This window comes from Nitrososphaerota archaeon, from assembly GCA_029785825.1.
GTDB lineage: Archaea > Thermoproteota > Nitrososphaeria > Nitrososphaerales > Gagatemarchaeaceae > UBA183.
Window position 1 is genome coordinate 373,633 of record JAFLYY010000001.1, and the last position, 16,740, is coordinate 390,372.

At 61.5% G+C, this 16,740-nt stretch carries 17 protein-coding genes; 6 read left to right on the forward strand and 11 right to left on the reverse strand.

The features are described from left to right. Window positions 1–9: 9 nt before the first annotated feature. On the reverse strand, window positions 10–1,461 hold the full coding sequence (locus JRN21_02025) for a DEAD/DEAH box helicase family protein (protein MDG6988083.1): 1,452 nt from the start codon (window positions 1,459–1,461) through the stop codon (window positions 10–12). Between the two features lie 258 nt (window positions 1,462–1,719). On the opposite strand from JRN21_02025, the gene JRN21_02030 reads away from it, so the two are divergent. Further along, window positions 1,720–2,040, forward strand: a complete 321-nt coding sequence (locus JRN21_02030; protein MDG6988084.1) for a hypothetical protein — start codon at window positions 1,720–1,722, stop codon at window positions 2,038–2,040. Window positions 2,041–2,093: 53 nt separating this feature from the next. On the opposite strand, the gene JRN21_02035 is transcribed toward JRN21_02030, so the two are convergent. Together JRN21_02035 and JRN21_02040 are read right to left on the reverse strand one after the other, a co-directional pair. Then, window positions 2,094–2,336, reverse strand: coding sequence for a hypothetical protein (locus tag JRN21_02035; protein MDG6988085.1), 243 nt, complete (start codon window positions 2,334–2,336; stop codon window positions 2,094–2,096). Between the two features lie 118 nt (window positions 2,337–2,454). Beyond that, window positions 2,455–3,441 carry a polyprenyl synthetase family protein gene (locus tag JRN21_02040; GenBank protein MDG6988086.1) on the reverse strand — a complete coding sequence of 329 codons (987 nt, stop codon included), beginning with the start codon at window positions 3,439–3,441 and terminating at the stop codon, window positions 2,455–2,457. A gap of 126 nt (window positions 3,442–3,567) precedes the next feature. Between JRN21_02040 and JRN21_02045 the strand changes: the two genes are divergently transcribed. Together JRN21_02045 and JRN21_02050 are read left to right on the forward strand one after the other, a co-directional pair. After that, window positions 3,568–3,741, forward strand: a complete 174-nt coding sequence (locus JRN21_02045; GenBank protein MDG6988087.1) for a hypothetical protein — start codon at window positions 3,568–3,570, stop codon at window positions 3,739–3,741. Window positions 3,742–4,159: 418 nt separating this feature from the next. After that, on the forward strand, window positions 4,160–6,103 hold the full coding sequence (locus tag JRN21_02050) for an adenylate/guanylate cyclase domain-containing protein (protein ID MDG6988088.1): 1,944 nt from the start codon (window positions 4,160–4,162) through the stop codon (window positions 6,101–6,103). Window positions 6,104–6,333: 230 nt separating this feature from the next. Here the strand turns inward: JRN21_02050 and JRN21_02055 are convergent, their stop codons facing one another. The 6 genes from JRN21_02055 to JRN21_02080 form a co-directional block, all read right to left on the reverse strand. Continuing rightward, window positions 6,334–7,047: a DUF998 domain-containing protein gene (locus JRN21_02055; protein MDG6988089.1), complete on the reverse strand. Its 714-nt coding sequence runs from the start codon at window positions 7,045–7,047 to the stop codon at window positions 6,334–6,336. An 830-nt stretch (window positions 7,048–7,877) separates the two neighbouring features. Then, window positions 7,878–8,771 (reverse strand): hypothetical protein, encoded by an 894-nt coding sequence (locus tag JRN21_02060; GenBank protein ID MDG6988090.1) that lies wholly within the window; start codon window positions 8,769–8,771, stop codon window positions 7,878–7,880. 55 nt (window positions 8,772–8,826) lie between these two features. Continuing rightward, on the reverse strand, window positions 8,827–9,270 hold the full coding sequence (locus tag JRN21_02065) for a chromate resistance protein (protein MDG6988091.1): 444 nt from the start codon (window positions 9,268–9,270) through the stop codon (window positions 8,827–8,829). Window positions 9,271–9,456: 186 nt separating this feature from the next. Continuing rightward, window positions 9,457–9,816, reverse strand: coding sequence for an arsenate reductase ArsC (locus JRN21_02070; GenBank protein MDG6988092.1), 360 nt, complete (start codon window positions 9,814–9,816; stop codon window positions 9,457–9,459). Window positions 9,817–9,894: 78 nt separating this feature from the next. Further along, window positions 9,895–11,034: an ACR3 family arsenite efflux transporter gene (gene arsB / locus JRN21_02075; protein MDG6988093.1), complete on the reverse strand. Its 1,140-nt coding sequence runs from the start codon at window positions 11,032–11,034 to the stop codon at window positions 9,895–9,897. Between the two features lie 4 nt (window positions 11,035–11,038). Next, on the reverse strand, window positions 11,039–11,413 hold the full coding sequence (locus JRN21_02080; GenBank protein MDG6988094.1) for a helix-turn-helix transcriptional regulator: 375 nt from the start codon (window positions 11,411–11,413) through the stop codon (window positions 11,039–11,041). Window positions 11,414–11,627: 214 nt separating this feature from the next. On the opposite strand from JRN21_02080, the gene JRN21_02085 reads away from it, so the two are divergent. The 3 genes from JRN21_02085 to JRN21_02095 all read left to right on the forward strand — a co-directional run bounded on the left by JRN21_02085 (window position 11,628) and on the right by JRN21_02095 (window position 14,458). Next, a complete protein-coding gene (locus JRN21_02085) occupies window positions 11,628–11,936 on the forward strand; it encodes a hypothetical protein (GenBank protein MDG6988095.1) in 309 nt (102 codons plus the stop codon). A 321-nt stretch (window positions 11,937–12,257) separates the two neighbouring features. Then, window positions 12,258–13,640, forward strand: a complete 1,383-nt coding sequence (locus JRN21_02090) for a CoA-binding protein (protein ID MDG6988096.1) — start codon at window positions 12,258–12,260, stop codon at window positions 13,638–13,640. Window positions 13,641–13,666: 26 nt separating this feature from the next. After that, the gene (locus JRN21_02095; GenBank protein ID MDG6988097.1) at window positions 13,667–14,458 is read left to right on the forward strand and encodes an acetate--CoA ligase family protein; all 792 of its coding nucleotides are present in this window, start codon (window positions 13,667–13,669) and stop codon (window positions 14,456–14,458) included. A 27-nt stretch (window positions 14,459–14,485) separates the two neighbouring features. On the opposite strand, the gene JRN21_02100 is transcribed toward JRN21_02095, so the two are convergent. Further along, window positions 14,486–15,631, reverse strand: a complete 1,146-nt coding sequence (locus JRN21_02100) for an MFS transporter (protein ID MDG6988098.1) — start codon at window positions 15,629–15,631, stop codon at window positions 14,486–14,488. 15 nt (window positions 15,632–15,646) lie between these two features. Continuing rightward, on the reverse strand, window positions 15,647–16,738 hold the full coding sequence (locus JRN21_02105; protein MDG6988099.1) for a glycosyltransferase family 4 protein: 1,092 nt from the start codon (window positions 16,736–16,738) through the stop codon (window positions 15,647–15,649). Between the last annotated feature and the right edge of the window lie 2 nt (window positions 16,739–16,740).

Here is a 16,740-nt window from a genome sequence, read left to right on the forward strand (position 1 = left end):
CCTGGTCCTCTACTCCTCGTAGAGCTCTCCCTCGTCGGCTCCTTTCGTTACGACAGGCTCTGGGACGCCTTCTTTCTCCTCCACGGCTTCCGTCTCTCTCCCCTTCCGCGATCCCCTGGCCCGCTTCCTCCTCGAGCTCGTCCTCGTCTCCGACGTCTCCCTCGACACGAGTTCGATCAGCCTCGCCTTTTCCTTCCCTTCGCTCTTCCTCAGGAGCCTCCCCAAGCGCTGGATGAACTCCCTCGAGCTCCCGGTACCGCTGACGATGACCCCTATGGAGGCCTCGGGGACGTCTATCCCCTCGTCCAACACCTTCGAAGTGGCGATGGCTCTGAACCTCCCCTCCCTGAACCCCTTCAGGACCTCGTACCTCTCCTCCTTCCCGGTGGTGTGGGTGATGAACGGGAGGAGGAAACGCTTCGATATCCTGTAGACCAGGTCGTTGTGCTGTGTGAAGACCAGGACCCTCTCCTCCGGGTTCTCGCGGAGTATCTCCTCCAGCCGGTCCAGCTTCGCCTCCGAATCGAAGGCGACCTTGACCGCGCGATTCCTCGCGAGGAGGGCCCTTCTCGCTTCCGGGTCCCTGGCCGTCCTCATTATGAACCTCTGGAAGTCCATGGGGGTCCTCATCCAGATGCGGTTCTTCTCCAGGTAGCCGGTGAACTCCCTGTAGTTCCTCTGGTACTCCTCCTTCTCCGCTTCGGTCAGCTCCACATTCACCTTCTCGACGGCGTAGTCGGAGAGATATCTGCCCGCGAGGTCCTCTGGGTCGAGCCTGTAGACGACGCCCCCGATGAGCCTCGGCAGCTCCAAGTGGAGCATGTCGTCCCTCTCGTAGGTCGCGGTGAGGCCCATCCTGTAGGGGGCCGTGAACATCTCCGCTATCTGCCTGAAGCTCTCGGCGGGGAGGTGGTGGGTCTCGTCGGCGATCAGCAGGGAGAACCTGTTCCCCAACTCCGACGCCCTCAGGAAGGCAGAGTCGTAGGTGCAGATCGTAACAGCCTTCAGCGTGTTCTCCCCTCCGCCGTATACCCCGACCTCTATCCCGAGGTCTTCCGCGACCCTCCTCCTCCACTGCTCAAGGAGGTCCAGGGTGGGGACAATCACCACTGCGGGCCTGTTTACCAGTTCGATCGCTTTCATCCCTATCACGGTCTTGCCGGCTCCTGTGGGGAGGACGACCACGCCCCGCCTCCCCGCCCTGTCCCAGGAGTCGAGCGCCTTCCTCTGGTACGCCCTCAGCTCCCCCTTGGACCTCAGCTCCGGGCAGGGAGGGAGGTCCTCCACCCCGTCCTTGACCTCGCCCAGCTCGCTCTTCCTCAGGAAGTCGACTATCTCCCTGTAATAGAGGGCCTGGGCCCTGAACGCCCTCACCCTGTCGTCCCAGGCGGAGTAGGGGACCTTCGCCTCCCCCCTGACGAGGAGGGTCCCCCTGTCATACGACAGGTAGGTGGGCTGCAACGTAGTCGTTCCACCCCGCCGCGGATTTAGTCTTTCTTCGCCTCGCCTGGCTGGCACGCGAACAAGAAATCACCGAATCCTTCGCATGAACAGCCAGGCGGTCCCGACGGAACGCTTTATTGACCGGACACCGCATGTGGGCACGGGCCGAAATCTACGTCAAGAGCTCGGAAGGAACGGGATGGCAGGACACCGCCGCTCAGCCAGTCAGAGTTGACCGCTTTATTCGGCCTCCTCCCCCGCTTCAGGTCAGGTGGGGTGAGCGTCTCCGTGAATGGGATTCCCATGGCGCGGCTCGACTCCGAATCCAAGCTCCTCAGCATAGAGACGGACGGGATGAGGCAGGGCGGCATAAGGCTGGGGAAGATGCTCGGCCTCAAGAGGGGGCGGGGCGGCGTGGGGATGCTGCTAGGGGAGTCGGAGGGGATGGCGAGGAGGCTCTCTGAGATGGGCTGGACGCTCGCGCTCTACGACAAGGACCAGAGGCTGCTGAGCATGGGGAAGGGGGCGTCGAGGCTCACGGGCCACATCGAAGCCAATCCACTAAAGCTGAGGAGGCTGCTGGCGGCCCTCCGGTAAACATGGTCAGCAACGGGTCTACGAGAAAGCGGGGAGGAGCGCCGAAGGCTTGCTTACTTTGACATCAGCGCGACGTTCTTCTCCGCCGATGCCTTCTTTTCGCCCTCTGTCAGGTCCCGCATATGGACAGTGAGGCTCAGGACCCCGTTCAACTCCCAGCCCAGCTGCGAGCCCAGCAGGTTCACCTTCGCGTGCTGGAAGTTCATGTCCAACTGGGAGTGCTTGTCGCTCAGCGCCTCAATCAGCCCCTCGAAGAGCCCTTTCTCCACCTCTTCAGCTTCCTTTGATTCGCTCATGGCTCCGCCGGCTATCGGGCGCGATATATCCGTTTAAGCGAGCGGGCCGCATCAGCAAGAAAGCCGGTTCGCGCGGCCTCGGAGTGACCATAGCAGCTGGTTTTCCGAACGGGCTAGGTCAATAGTCCCGGTCCGAGAGGGAGTCGCAGAGCTCGAAGAGCCTGCTCTTCGCGTCCGACGGCCCGACGGATTGGAGGAGCCTCTTCGCCTCCCCTACATACCGCAGCGCCCTCTCCTGGCAATACTCGACGGAGCCGTTCCGCCGCACTATGTCCTTCATCCTCTCGACCTCCCAGCCCTCGAGCGACGTCCTCCCGGAGAGGCCCTCAGCGAAGCGCCTCTCTTCTCCGGAGCACCTGCTCAGCGCATGAATCGTCACCAGGCTCTTCTTCCCTTCCCTCACGTCTGTGAATACGGGCTTGCCGAGCACCTCCTCGCTCCCCATCACGTCGAGCAGGTCGTCCCGGACCTGGTAGGCCATGCCGAGCCGTTCTCCGAACCTGTATGCCGTCCTTACCTCGGCGTCCGGCGCCCCGGCCACTATCGCGCCGCTGGCTGAAGGGGCAGCCAGGAGCGACGCCGTCTTGAGCCTGATCATCCTCTCATAATCCTTCTCAGTGGCCCGCCCCCTCTCCGCCATCCGCATGTCCAAGAACTCCCCCATTGTCGTGGCCCTGCAGCACTCGCCGACGAGGTCGAAGAGCCTGCAGAGCCTCGCGCTCGGCATCCTATGGTAGCGGGAGACCATCTTCGGGACATAGAATAGGAGCATGTTGGACGCGAGTATCGCATTGGTGAGGCCGTGCCCGTTCACGACAGACTCCTTCCCCCTCCTCTTGTCGGAGCCGTCGATTATGTCGTCCTCCACGAGGGCGGCCGAATGGGCGAGTTCGTACGCCACCGCTATGGGGACCGCCTGTTCGTAGCCTCCGGATAACGCCTCGCACCAGAGCAGGGCCAGCACGGCCCTGACCCTCTTGCCGCCGCTCGACAGGGCGTCCCTCACCGAACTGCCGAGCGCCGACCTCCCGAAGGAGAGGCCGAGGAGCTCCGTGTTCACGCGCTCCACGTACCTGTCCAACCCTGCCATTCCCGGTGCAGCCATCGGTCTCCGCCCGACCGCCCCGCGCTTTAGGCCTTCCAGTGGGAGCATCGCCTGCAGGGATTGCGTGGTCGATGGGCTGGCCGCGGAGCCCCTACCCGTTATTAGCGGCTGGCCCCTCCGGCTTCGATGACCGACTCGGGTTGGCTCTCCCTCAACACTCCGCTCCCTTACTTGGGGGCGATGTATTTTCTCGCGTACCGCCACGACCTCGGAAGGATCGCGAGCTCCTTCCACGACCTCTCGAACGACTCCGAGTGGTATGCCGTCTTCGAACGTCTCGACCTGGCCGGCGCGCGCTAGCGTATCTAAGCTAGAAATGTGCTCTGTTTGGCAGGATATCCCCATTTCTGGTTCGTAAGCTTTCCGTGACGGCGCACGTAGCGAGACTCCAGACGAGCGCCAGCGTGCAAACTAGTACCAAAAACGGCCGTGAATGTGCCCCTCTAGGACTGACGCAGGTAGTGAAGGGTCAAAGCCCTTCCGTGGTGTCTTCATCCTGTATCGAAGACTAGGATGCTATATTGGCTGCCGGAGCATCGGAAAAGCTCCGGAATCGAATGCCCCGGCATGCGGTTCCCGTCCGGCCCGCGTTAGTACTCGCCTAGGGCTGGTCCTGGTCTAAAGTTGACTCGGTTAGAAGACTGGTCGGATCCTGGGCAGGCGAGACTTGGCCAACAGAGAGGACGGTTTTTGAATGACTTCATGCCAGGCCGCGCTCTTGTCAGACTCCGAACGCAGGCTGGTGGCCATCATGTTCACTGACATCGTGGGGTATACCGCGCTGACGCAAGAGAACGAATCAGCCACGATGGCGCTGCTGGAAGGTCATCGGAAACTCATACGCCCAATACTCGCAAGCCACGGTGGACGTGAAATCAAGACAATCGGGGACGCGTTCCTCGTAGAATTCGGGAGCGCGCTGGATGCTACCCTCTGCGCTGTCGCAGTCCAGAGCGCGATAAACGACCTGAGGCTCAGCAGGGGCGGAAGGCTTTCTCTCAGGATAGGCATCCACATAGGGGACGTCGTCGAAAAGGAGAACGACGTCCTAGGCGACGCTGTGAACATCGCGTCTAGGATTGAGTCGCTGGCTGACGCTAACGGGATCTGCATCTCTGGGTCTGTTTTCGAGCAGGTCAGGAACAAGCTCCCTTACGCGCTGGACAAATTGGCCGCGCCAGACCTGAAGAACGTCCGAGAACCCGTAGACGTTTACAGGGTCGTTCTGCCCTGGGGAAAAACCACTCCTGCCGAAGCGGTAACCTGCCCTTCGAACAGGGTTGCAGTACTCCCGTTCGCCAACATGAGCCCAGACCCTAACGATGAATACTTCGCAGACGGGATGACCGAGGAGCTCATCGACAGGCTGGCGCAACTGAAGGGGATCGAGGTTATCGCGCGAACGTCAGTGATGAGCTACAAGAAGAAGGAGAAGAAGGCGTCCGAGATTGCACGAGAGTTAGCCGCGGGGTCGCTGGTGGAAGGGAGCGTCAGGAAGGCGGGGAACAAAGTGAGGGTCACCGCCCAGCTCATCAACGGCTCGACCGAGGGGCACCTCTGGTCTTCCCACTACGACGGCAGCCTCGACGACATTTTCGCGGTACAGAGCGAGATAGCGGAGAAGGTGGCGGGAGAACTGAAGGTCAAGCTTCTCGACTCGGAGAAGAGTGCCATGAAGAAGAAGCCTACCGAAGATACCATGGCCTACACCGATTATTTGCAGGCGATGCAGCTCCTCAACAGGCTTGAAGAGGAGCCTCTCAGGAACGCCTTGGCCCTCTTCCAGCAGGCCATTGAAAGGGACCCCTCCTTCGCCAGGGCGTTTGCGGGCCTGGCCGAGTGCTATACGTGGCTCGCCAACCGGGCTTACATCCCTATCCAGGAAGCCATAGAGAAGGGGCGCGCGGCCGCCCTGAAGGCCATGGAACTGGATCCGGAGCTGGCTGAGGCGCATCACAGCATGGCCTTGATCATGTACATGGCCGACGACCCCGAAGGGAGCATGATTGAGCTTAGGAGGGCGGTTGAACTCAACCCCAACCTGGCCGGAGCATACGTTCTGCTCGCCGAAACATCGGCCGCATTCGGGGACGTTGTCGAGATGGTCAACTCAGCCGAGAAGGGATACCTGCTCGACCCCCTATCCCCTGGTGCGATAACGTGGCTGGGCATGGCTTACTTCTACGCCGGGAAAGGGGAGGAGGCATTGGCGCACTGCAGGAAGACTCTGCACCTGGAGCCGTACCGCACCTACCGTCTCATGTTCGACTACTGCGCGTACACGAGAGACTACGTCAAGGCGGAGCAGTTGTTGAGGGAGCTGGAGAGGATGGGTCCAACCCTGATGCCAACTTTACTCGACAAGGGGTACTTGGCCGCCCTGGCCGGAGACGTCAAGACCGCACACGAAATGATAGCGAAGCTCGAGCCGGGGAAGGGGCTGGGAGACGTCTCTTACGTGGGATTCGTCTACTACGCCCTTGGAGACATGGACAAGTTCTTCGAGTGCATGCTCAGGGCTGCGGATGGCCACATGCTCCGGGCGGCCGAGTTCAGGCTCAGCCCACTCTTCGAGGAAGCGAGGCGGGACCCGCGGTTCGGCGAAGTCTTGAGACGCGGAGGGCTGCCCTACAGCTCACCAGTCCGACAGCTTCCCAGGTAGAGGCATAGAGCTTCACAAGGCTCAAGGAACAGGTGGAAAAACTCGCCGTCGAAAGGACCCACTCAAGAAACCAAGGGAATCCCGTCAGGCCAGCACTTCTGGAGACGAGGGACGATGTGGAGAACCAGGCAGTCGAGCGGAATCTTGTCCCACTGGTTAGTGTACGTGCGCGGACACGCTACGCGGTCACGTGAATGAGCATCTGATATGTGTGGGCCGACGTCGACGCGCTACAAGCCAGAGAAGATTATCAAGCCCAGTAGGACAACGAATACCATGACCAACAGCCCAAAGGCTATGGTCTTCGTTCGAAGTGGTGGTTCCATGAAGTGTGCCTGGGCAACGTTGGGGAGTTGGACCGCCCCCGAAGATCGAAACAGCGAGAATATTGCCCACGCATCGATGATCAGAATCTCGTAGATTTCGGTCGTGGCTGAAGATGGAAAGGGTATGAGGATGTCGCCAAGAGGCATGATGATGGCCAAGATGACCGGGATGACAGCGCCAGTGAAGTCCATCGCAGTGAAAGACCCGATTCCCATTACAAGAATGGCGAGGGCTGCCTGCACGAAGAAGTATGTGGACACAAAATCGTGCGGATATGTACCGCCGTGATAAATGCCAATCAAGGCAAGAAAGAGTCCTGCGACGAACCAGAACGCTCCCCCAAAGACCTGCATCTTCTTCGCTGACGTTGCCACGATGCCAAGAGACATGACCCAGATAATGACCGCGATGACTCCCAGACCGTCATTGTAGACCCAAGGGAACTTGGAGAATGAGGGATCGCCAAAGCTGCTGAGAGCATCCCGAGTCAGTATCCATTGGGGGTTGAGCAGATAGCACAGGAGAAACAGAATCCAGGGGACGACCACGAGCGCCACACCGGAGTACTTGGCTATCCTCTCAACCCTCAACTTTCCTTCGGCGTTTCCGGGCTCCAACCGGCAAGAGGTGAGTCAGGTGTTAGATAAGCGGTTCTCAACCGCGCACTGCGCATACGCGTTCTCACTGTGGAGCCCAGGCAATGCTGCACAGCGGGAGCCTGTGCAGAAGTACCCCAGACCGCCGCTAGGCGCCGAACGAGCACAGAACACTGTCGTGAGCGCACCAGTCTGGCCTCAGAACTTCCGAACGCAAGTACCCCCTCTGCCATCACACGGAGTGGTTCGAAAACTGGTCGAGGCTCCAACGGCCTGACCAGCGAGCATTCATCGGACAGCGCCATGCGTCCGCCTCGCTATGATCTTACACACAAGGGCCCCAATGGATGAGACTGACGAGGGTCTTGCGACTGGATTCCTCTTCGAGGATCCGCATGAGAGTCGTCTGCGAAACGCCGGACTGACCCAGGCGCGATACGATGGTGTAGGCGAGTTTCCTGTCGGGAACGAGTCCAACGATCTTGCCCTTGGCGGCAGCCCCAGAGTGGCTCGACTCCCGATAGAAGTTGAACTCGTGTTCGCCGCCCAACTTTGGCTCCATCTTGGCCCGTCGGCGCCCACCGAGTCCGCTCCTTCTCGCTGGTTAGCGCCTTGATAACCGGCGCCGGGGCATTTGTGAGGACTGCCTTTCTCGCTGCTAATCTGCTGCTTGCTCGCGCATAGGACCTTGGGCTCCGTGACTCAGGTTCGAGGGGGCTCCCCAAAAGTCCTCGAGGAGTAACATCTCGGGCACTTTTCCCGGTTGACAGAGTGTTACCGATGCCGGCCCTGACCTAGGACAGCTACGTACCGGGTCCCAGCCCCAGCGGATGGTTGGCGCTTCGCCCAGACTACGCTTCCGAGTATGCTACCAACGCGCTCGACTTCGGAAGAGGTACGTACAGCAGCTGCCTCTTCTCGTCAAAGGTGAGCGTATGGGCTCCCTCTCCCGTGGCCAGTGCTTGTCCAGCTGTCATCTTCTCGGTATCGATCACGTCGACCACCCCCGGTTCCCCGACCGCACAGTAGAGGAGACCCCTCTTCCGGTTGCGCCAGAGCACGTCCGGCTCCCCAGACAGGGGGACCCTCGCCGTCTCCTTTTCGCGGATGAGGTCCAAGGAGACCAGCGCCTTTCCGTCGCAGGCCACGAAGGCGCGGCCGGTCCCTTCGACAGCTTCCAGACCATGCGGGCCGTTTACGGAGACGTTGACGAATTTCCGCTCGGTCATGTTATCTGGGGAAATCATGGTTACGCCCGGCGGGTCTCGGATGTTCACGAGGAAAACGTCCAGTTTCCCGTCGTAGAGACACCAGCGCGGCCTTCCCCTGAGGCTGGACGACGCGATGACCTTCCCCAGTTCCGGGTCGACCAGCCTTGCCTGGTTGTCCTTCACGTCAGCGACGAGCAGGTGCCTCCTCAGGGAGTCCCAGGCAAGGCCGTTGGGCCTGAGCCCGACGGGAACCTCTCTCACCACTCTGTCGCTGTCGACGTCGATTACGAGCAGTTTGCCGTCTCCCCGTGCTGCAGCGAAGACGCGCCCGTCTGGTTGGGCGCAGAGCACCCCGCTCGCCTCGGGGCACCCGTCGATGGTCGCGACGTGGGACATGGCTTCCCCGTCGACCACCACCACGCTGTTGTTGGCAGTGTGGGCGATGTAGACCTTCCCGCTTTGGAGGTGCACGTCGGCGTGGTCGAAGCCGCCAGCCCCAAGCGAAGGCAGCTTGACGGAACCGACTAGCTTCAACAATGCGCTCCGTTCTCCCTCAAGGCAAGGAGGAGCTACGGGGGAGGTGCCGCTGTCATGGCTTCTGGACCGTCAGCTTGCAGAAAGCGTAGAGAGCGTCGTAGGTAGGGAACTCCCTCTCCATCTTCTCGTGGTCGTTCCTAGCTAGGACCTGGAAGCCCTCAGCGACCGCCTTCAGCCCCGCTGACTCCGGCGGCACTTCGGGGGTCTTAGTGTCGGCCCCCCTGACTATCTTGGCCATCTTGAGCAGCGCCGGGTCCTTGAGGCCGTATTTCTTGACGATCGCGTCGAAGCTGCACCGCTCCTCCCCGTCCTCTTTGTAGTGCGTCAGTTCGATGTCCGGCGCGTCAAAAGGAGTGGCGTTCTCCGCCTTCGCGACCTCCTTGACCATCGACGCGGGCACGAAGAGAAACTCCGCTTGCGAGTCGACGAACTTCCTTATCAGCCAGGGACAGGCTATCCTGTCTACATGGGCGTTTGACCGAGTCACCCACTTCATAGCAGTTGGCCCGCCCGGGCCTCACCATACTTAAACACCCTTCGGGACCATAAGGTACCGGCAGGCCGACTCTCGGTCTAGGGGCCTGTCCCACATCCTTACGGTCGCAGGCCCGGCTATGGGGCCGTCCTCCGTCCGACTCGTATTGTGCGCCGCCCCTTCAGATGAGCCGAGCCAAAGCCGACGCTAGGGCGCCAGCTTTTCGGCCCTCGCTAGGTCCTTTACCCTCTTCTCGATCTCGTCCCTGATCTTCCTCACCTCGGGGAGGAGCTTCCCCTTCGGATCCTCGAGGTCCCAGTCGACGACCTTCTTTTGCATCCTGTTCAGCATCGGCCTCGGACACACCTTCTCCACAGAGCACCCCATGGTCATGACGATGTCCGCCTTGTCGATCATCTCCATGGTGAGCATCTTCGGTACCTTGAGAGAGAGGTCGAACCCCTTCTCTGACATGGCCTCCACCACGGTCGGGTTGATCGAACCAGCTGGTACCGTCCCTGCGCTCATCGCCGCGAGCCCCATCCTCGCGGCGAAGGCCTCCGCCATCTGGCTCCTGCCTGCGTTCTCCACACAGACGAAGAGCACACGGGTTCGTCTGGAACCGTCGACTGTTCTACCTGCCACCTATGCGACCTCCATCCCTGGCCCTGCCTCCCAGATCCCGTTCGCCCCGAGACGGGGGAACCTCTCAGCGGGGGACGTGGCGTGGAAAAACCTCTTCTGGAGCCAGAAGGCTACGTTGACCAAACTGATCATCACAGGCACCTCGATCAGCGGCCCTATCACAGCCGCGAGGGCCTCCTGAGAAGCAAGCCCGAAGACCGAAACGGCGACCGCTATCGCCAGTTCGAAGTTGTTGCTGGCCGCCGTGAAAGCCAGGGTCGTGGTCCTGGGATAGTCCAGCTTCGAGTAGACGCCCAGGGCAAACGACGCGAAGAACATTATGACGAAGTAGGTCAGCAGGGGGACTGCGACGAGGACTACGTCGTAGGGGATGCTGACTATGTCCGCCCCTTCGAGTGAGAACATGACGACGATGGTGAACAGCAGGGCGATGAGCGACGTCGGGGCCAGCTTGGGGATCAGGGTCTCCTCATACCACTCTCTCCCTCTCCGCTTCAGGAAGTAGAACCTCGTTGCCATCCCCCCGAAGAACGGGATGCCGAGGTAGACTAGGACAGACTGGGCCACAGAGAGAAGTGAGACGTTCACAACGGTGCCTTGCCCCGCGATCCAAGTGCTGGCGAGCGTGACGTAGAAATAGGCGAGAACGCTGTAGAAGACTATCTGGAAGACCGAGTTCAGAGCCACCAGTATCGCGGCCCACTCGCCATCTCCTTGGGCGAGCCCGTTCCAGACCATCACCATTGCGATGCACCTCGCAATTCCGATGATGATCAGCCCGTTCCTCAGGTCGGGATAGCCTGCCAGAAACACCCATGCCAGGGCGAACATCAGCAGCGGCCCCACCACCCAGTTCAGGACCAGCGAAGCGGAAAGCATCTTCTTGGACCCCTTCTCGCTCATCACCTTTCCCAAGTCCTCATACCTGACACGGGCCAAAGGAGGATACATCATCCAGATCAGACCTATGGCTATCGGAATCGAGGTCGTTCCGACGCTGAGAGAACTCAGCGCTGCCGACAGGCCAGGGAATGCATCTCCTGCTCCCAGGCCCGCGGCCATGGCCAGGAAGATCCACAGAGTCAAGAGCCTGTTTATGAAAGACAAGCGGCCTTGGGGCTTATCGCTCGAGACGGCCATCCTCCTACGAAGTGAGGTTTCTAAGGAGCTCCAGCGCTGGGGAGTCGGTCGCCTCGTAGAAGGCCCACCTTCCCTTCTTGCTCCTCTTCAGCAGGCCTGCCTGTTCCAGCACGCCCAGGTTATGCGACACGGTGGGCTGGGGCATCTCGAGAGCGGATTCGAGCTCGCAGACGCACATCTCCCCCTTTGAGAGGAGCAGCAGGATCTTCATCCGACTTGACTCTCCCATCGCGCCGAAGAGCTTCTCTGCACGGCGGAGCTTCGCCGCAGACTCCGGAGCTGCCAGCTTCTCAGCTTCGGCCCTGGCCCGTATGATGTCCGATGGCTGGCAGATTTTGAGCTCGAGCATCCGTTGGACAGACGCGCTCTGCTTCTCCATCCCAGCTCGCTCATCATATCCATATATATTAATTTATAATAGCTAACACTAGTTAGCGAACGCGGCCGCCACAGAAGGTTATAGCGAGGGCATCTACAAAAAAATTTGAGCCAAGGGTCTTCCGGGGTTCCGGCCGGCACCACAGGCGGGAGCTGACGCGATATTCCTGGGCCTCGTCGTCTATTGGATTCTGGCAGCAGTCGACAGAAAGGACGTGGCCAACATCTTCACAGGGCAGGCTCTGAAAGCCGGAGCCTGGGCTCCGGTTCACATCGTGACGCTTGTCGTCCTGTCCTATCTGGGCGATACTGACTACGGGGAAATCGGGGTCCTCGACTTCCCTGTAGACTTCGTGGTCGTCATAATCATAGGCCTGGTTTTCTACTACTGGTCCGTGATGTCAGGGTACAGGACGACAGAGATAGAGCAGATGGCCGCCCTCGGAACCCAGTTTGTGGGGAGCGAGTCCCCCGAGAGCGCCCCAGCTGGTCAGAAGACTGACGTAAAACCGGCCGGGGCGTGAGCCATCCTTGGCCCTCGGCCAAGGATGAACATCGCATTCGTCCCTTTGCGTAATCCATATCATGGAATCGCCCCGCAGCGGTTCGCCTGATCGTCGTCAGCCAATGGCGGACGGCGCTGCCGCCGGCGGCCCTTTTGGTGTAGAGCGAGTCTGCGAGCGCGGTCTGTAGGCTCCAACGCCGGCGTCACGGGCCTCGTGAGTCTCCACTATGCCAGTCCAAGATACTCTGGTGAGAGGGTCGAGAAGATGAAAACGAGTCTCCACCTTCCGCATTAGGGAACCAATATAGTATGGGGGTGCCGAGAGCATCCCACGGTCGCCTTGCGCAGAGACGTCGCGCCGTTCTTCGCTCCCAGGAGCGTGGCGGTAATCGGTGCTTCCAGGACCCCGGGGAAGATCGGGCACGAGATTCTGCGCAACATCAAACTGTCAGGATACAAGGGAAGCGTCTTCCCGGTCAACCCCAACTACGGATCCGTCCTCGACATTCCCTGCTACGGGACGCTCGCTGACATCCCGTCGGACGTCGACCTGGCCCTGATAGCCGTCCCCGCGAAGCTGGTGGAGGGGGTTGTCGGAGACTGCGTAAGGAAGAAGGTGAAGGGTGCCATAATCATAACCTCGGGGTTCTCCGAAGTGGGTGACAGGGGCTCCGAAGACAGACTGGTCTCCATGGCCAAGGGGACGATGAGGATCATCGGGCCGAACACCTTCGGGCTCTACTGCGCACGAAGCAGTTTGAACGCGACCTTCGGTCCGACGAAGGTCCTCGAGGGGAAGACGGCTTTCATCACCCAGTCCGGGGCGCTGGGGCTCGCCCTGATGGACTGGACCACCGAGGAGAAGTACGGGGTGTCCGCCATAGTCAGCATAGGGAACAAGGCCGACGTGGACGACGCCGACTTGGTAGAATATTTCGCCGACGACCCCTCCACCAGTTCCATCCTGATCTACATGGAAGGGCTGAAGGACGGGAGGCGGTTCTTCGAGGCGTCCAAGAGGGCGGTGAGGCGGAAGCCGATAGTGGTGATAAAGGCGGGCCGGTCCGCCAGGGGGGCCCAGGCCGCGTCGTCTCACACGGGGTCCATCGCCGGGCAGGACGCCATCTTCGCGGCGGCGTTCCAGCAGGCGGGGGTTATGAGGGCCGAGGGGATGACCCAGGCCTTTGACTGGATCCAGGCCCTGAACGAGAACCCGGTCCCCCGAGGGGAGAACGTAGTCGTGGTCACAAACGGCGGGGGGCTGGGGGTGCTCTCTACGGACAGGTGCGAAATGCTCGGCCTGAAGCTGATGGACCTCCCCGGCGACCTTACGAAACAGATACAGGCTGTGACTCCGAGCTTCGGGTCGGTCAAGAACCCGATAGACCTCACGGCCAACGCTGACGACCTGCTCTACGGCGAGGTCCTCAGGCTGGTCATGAGGCAGAGGGAGGTCGACGCAGTCATAGCCCTCTTCTGCCAGACGGCGAACATCGACCCTGGCTTGGTGGCGCGAGCCATCGTGGACGCGAGAGACAAAGAGGGAGTTGACAAACCGATCACGGCCGCCTTCATCGGCGGGCACATGTCCCAGATGGCCTACGCGAAGATGCTCGAACGGAGGTTCGCGGCGTACCTTACTGCCGAGCGAGCCGTGGACGCGATGAACGCGCTGATGACGCGCCACAGGCAGCTGGAGTCGTTCGGGAAGGGGAGCAGTTGACGGCGACAGACCAGAGGAAGGCCAGGATATCCAGGCTTCTCCGTTCAGTGCTGGACTCAGGGAGGGCGTCTCTTCTGGAGCATGAGGCGGACCTGGTCGCTAGGTCTTACGGGCTGAGGGTCGCCCCCTCGGGGCTGGCCCGGACCGAAGGAGAGCTGGCTCCCCTGGCGAGGAAGTTGGGGTTCCCCCTCGTGCTGAAGATCGCATCCAAGGATGTCCTCCACAAGTCTGACGTCGGGGGGGTCGTGGCCGGGGTCACTTCTCTGAAGGACGCGCGTTCTGCATACAGGGAGATACTGCGCAACGTCAGGGCCGCGAAGCCACGAGCGGCGGTCTCAGGGGTCCTCGTCCAGAAGATGGCGCCCAGGGGGAACGAGTTCGTGGTCGGCGGGAGCAGGGACCCGCAGTTCGGGCCTGCGGTCATGTTCGGCCTCGGGGGCGTCTACGTCGAGCTCTTCAGGGACGTCTCATTCAGACTCGCCCCGCTTTCCAAGGACGAAGCCTTCGAGATGATGAAACAGACGAAGTCATCCAAGCTCATGGAGGGGTTCAGGGGGTCTAAGCCCCTCGACGCAAGGGCGGCCGCGAAGGCAATCGTCGCGGTGGGGGACATCATGGCGGACCACCCTGACATCGACTCCGTCGACGTCAACCCTCTCTTCGTTTATCCCCACGGCGTGCTGGCCGTCGACGTGAGGGTCATGGTGAAGGAGCGCGCCACGCAGCGAACGGACGTCATCCGGACCCGTGAAGCCCGGCGTGGGTGGGGACGGCGCGGCCAGCTGATGCATCCTCCACTGCGCCGACCATCATCCTAGACCGAGAGCGGGTCCACGGGAACGACGTTACCTGGGCTTGGTTGCCGAAACTACGAACGCGGTCGCGGCGAGTGCGGCTCCTAGGAGGAAGACCCCCTGGACTCCGACCGATGGTATCAGGAGGACGGCGGCGGCGGGCGCCAGGAGTTCTGCGACGCCCGAGGAGGCCTGGAACGCGTAGCTGGCGTTGACCACATCGGCCTCATTCACCGAGCTAAAGGCGAAGTAGCTTGAGATAGGATAGACCATGGCATGTGGGAGGCTGAAGAGAACCATGCCGAAGACGAAGAGGGGCCAGGCTGAAGCCAGGCCCAGACAAAGGGTCGATGCCAGCAGCAGGCCCGTGGAAGCGAGTAGCAGCTTACTCAAGCCCACGCGGGAACTGGTCGCCAGGATACGCAACCCGGTGGAGACAAGGAAGACCGCGGCGAACAGCAACAGTGCGTCCTCAGCTGAGAAGCCGAACCTGGCCTCGGCGGAGATTGCGCCGTACGAGAGGAAGACCGGAAGTAGGAGGGCATAGAAGAAGTTGACCGTGAACGCGCGCCGGAACCCAGGCTTGCGGAACGCAGCCCCCCACCTGGCCGGGGAGGGTGCCGGAGGCCGCGGCCTCCCTTCTAAGCTCGACGCTCCCATGATTGCGCCGACGGCGCCCAGGACGCAGACCAGAGCGAGGGCTCCGAACACACCATCGAACCCGAAGAGCTCCAGCGCTCCGTAGGCCAAGAGGGGGCCGAGGACCAGGCCCACCCCCAGGGCAGTGGAATAGAGTCCGATCCCCCTGAAAGGCTTCTCAGGCCTCGACTCCAGGTGCATGAACGCGGAGAGGAACGGCTGGGGGAGTCCCATCCCGACCCCCGAGCCGAGTGCTTCCAGCCAGAACGGCACGTAGTGCGTTCCCGATGCCAGGACCGCCGCCGACGCCCCCAGGAGCACGAACCCAGCGACCGACGAGGTTGACTGGTCTCTGATCAACACGGTGGCCGTCATCACGCCTGCAGCGTTGCCCACCCACAGGAGTACGACGAACGCCCCGGCTTCGGCAGCCGCGGCCCCAAGGACCGACGTCGCGTAAAGCGGGACCACTATGGCCAGAGACGACGTGAGGAGCCTGAGGGCCAGCGCAAGTGCGAACCCCGGCCTCAGGTATGTGCTCCTCCCGGGGGCGGTCAAGCTGCGGCCAGGCTCCTAGCGGGCAAGGCCGTACACCTTCATGAGCGACCGGCCGACCTTCTCGGGGGAGAACAGCTCCATCGCCCTCCTCCGCCCGCCCTCTCCCAGCCTGCGCCTCAACTCGGGGTCCTCCACGAGCTTCTTCAGGTTCTCCCTTAGCCCTTCCTCGTCTCCGACCTCAGACAGAAGCCCCGAAACACCATCCTGGACCGCCTCCGCCACCGCCGGGATCTTGGTGGAGACCACAGGTATCCCCCTCCTCATGGCGTCGACCACCGTGATGGCGAAGGCGTCAGCCCTGGTCGGGAGGAGGAGCACATCGGTCGTCGGCCAAACGCATTCTGTCAGACTCTTCCCCGACGAGCCGTCAATCTGGGCGATCCTCCTGTCGGACTTCACCTCCAGCCTCGCCGCCGGAGTCCCGACGGGGCCCACGAACACCAGCCTGGTTCCATCTTCCTTGAGGGACCTGAACGCCCTGAGGGCGGCGTCCCCTCCTTTCCGTCGGAAATCCCTTCCGATGTAGAGGACATTGCACCCCCGATGTTCCTTCTTCGCGTCGACGGTCTCGAACGGAGGGGGGATGACGAAGACCTTTGAGTGGTCCACTCCATCCTCGACGAACCCCTTCCTAGCCCAGTCAGACCACGTCACGACCCCCGCGCACCAGCGCGAGTTCAGGTACGACGAGAACCCCTCGGTCGTCGACCTCCTCACGAACCCCTTGACGTTGTTGTAACCCGAAAGGAATTGGCCGAACGACTGGTCGCTTTCGTGGACCCAGCGGCGCTCGAACTTCCTGACGTCCCAGAAGAAGGAGTGCACCAGTGCCTTCCCCTTCTGGTCCAGGGGGGCAAGGTGCTCCAAGGCGAACCTCGCCGCCACTAGGGCGACGTTGACGGGGTTGAACTCGTAGTTCGCCGCCCTCGCGGGATACCGGAAGCGGTCGGTCGCCAGAGTGTACTTCACCCCCGGAGGCGGATGCCTGAGCCTCCTCAGGGGCCCTGACCTCAGGCCGCCGGTCAGAGGGTCGGTGGGAGAGAGGAGAAGGCACTCCAGGTCGTGGCTGGGCTCACTGGGGGCCCGAAGGCTCGAAGACGTATCCAAGA

Coding starts and splice junctions, on each gene's coding strand:
- arsB (MDG6988093.1), bottom strand. CDS start 11,034: ATGGCCGTCTCGAGCGATAAGCCCCAAGGCCGCTTGTCTTTCATAAAC.
- JRN21_02040 (MDG6988086.1), bottom strand. CDS start 3,441: ATGGCTGCACCGGGAATGGCAGGGTTGGACAGGTACGTGGAGCGCGTG.
- JRN21_02070 (MDG6988092.1), bottom strand. CDS start 9,816: ATGGCGGAGGCCTTCGCCGCGAGGATGGGGCTCGCGGCGATGAGCGCA.
- JRN21_02035 (MDG6988085.1), bottom strand. CDS start 2,336: ATGAGCGAATCAAAGGAAGCTGAAGAGGTGGAGAAAGGGCTCTTCGAG.
- JRN21_02065 (MDG6988091.1), bottom strand. CDS start 9,270: ATGAAGTGGGTGACTCGGTCAAACGCCCATGTAGACAGGATAGCCTGT.
- JRN21_02045 (MDG6988087.1), top strand. CDS start 3,568: ATGACCGACTCGGGTTGGCTCTCCCTCAACACTCCGCTCCCTTACTTG.
- JRN21_02080 (MDG6988094.1), bottom strand. CDS start 11,413: ATGGAGAAGCAGAGCGCGTCTGTCCAACGGATGCTCGAGCTCAAAATC.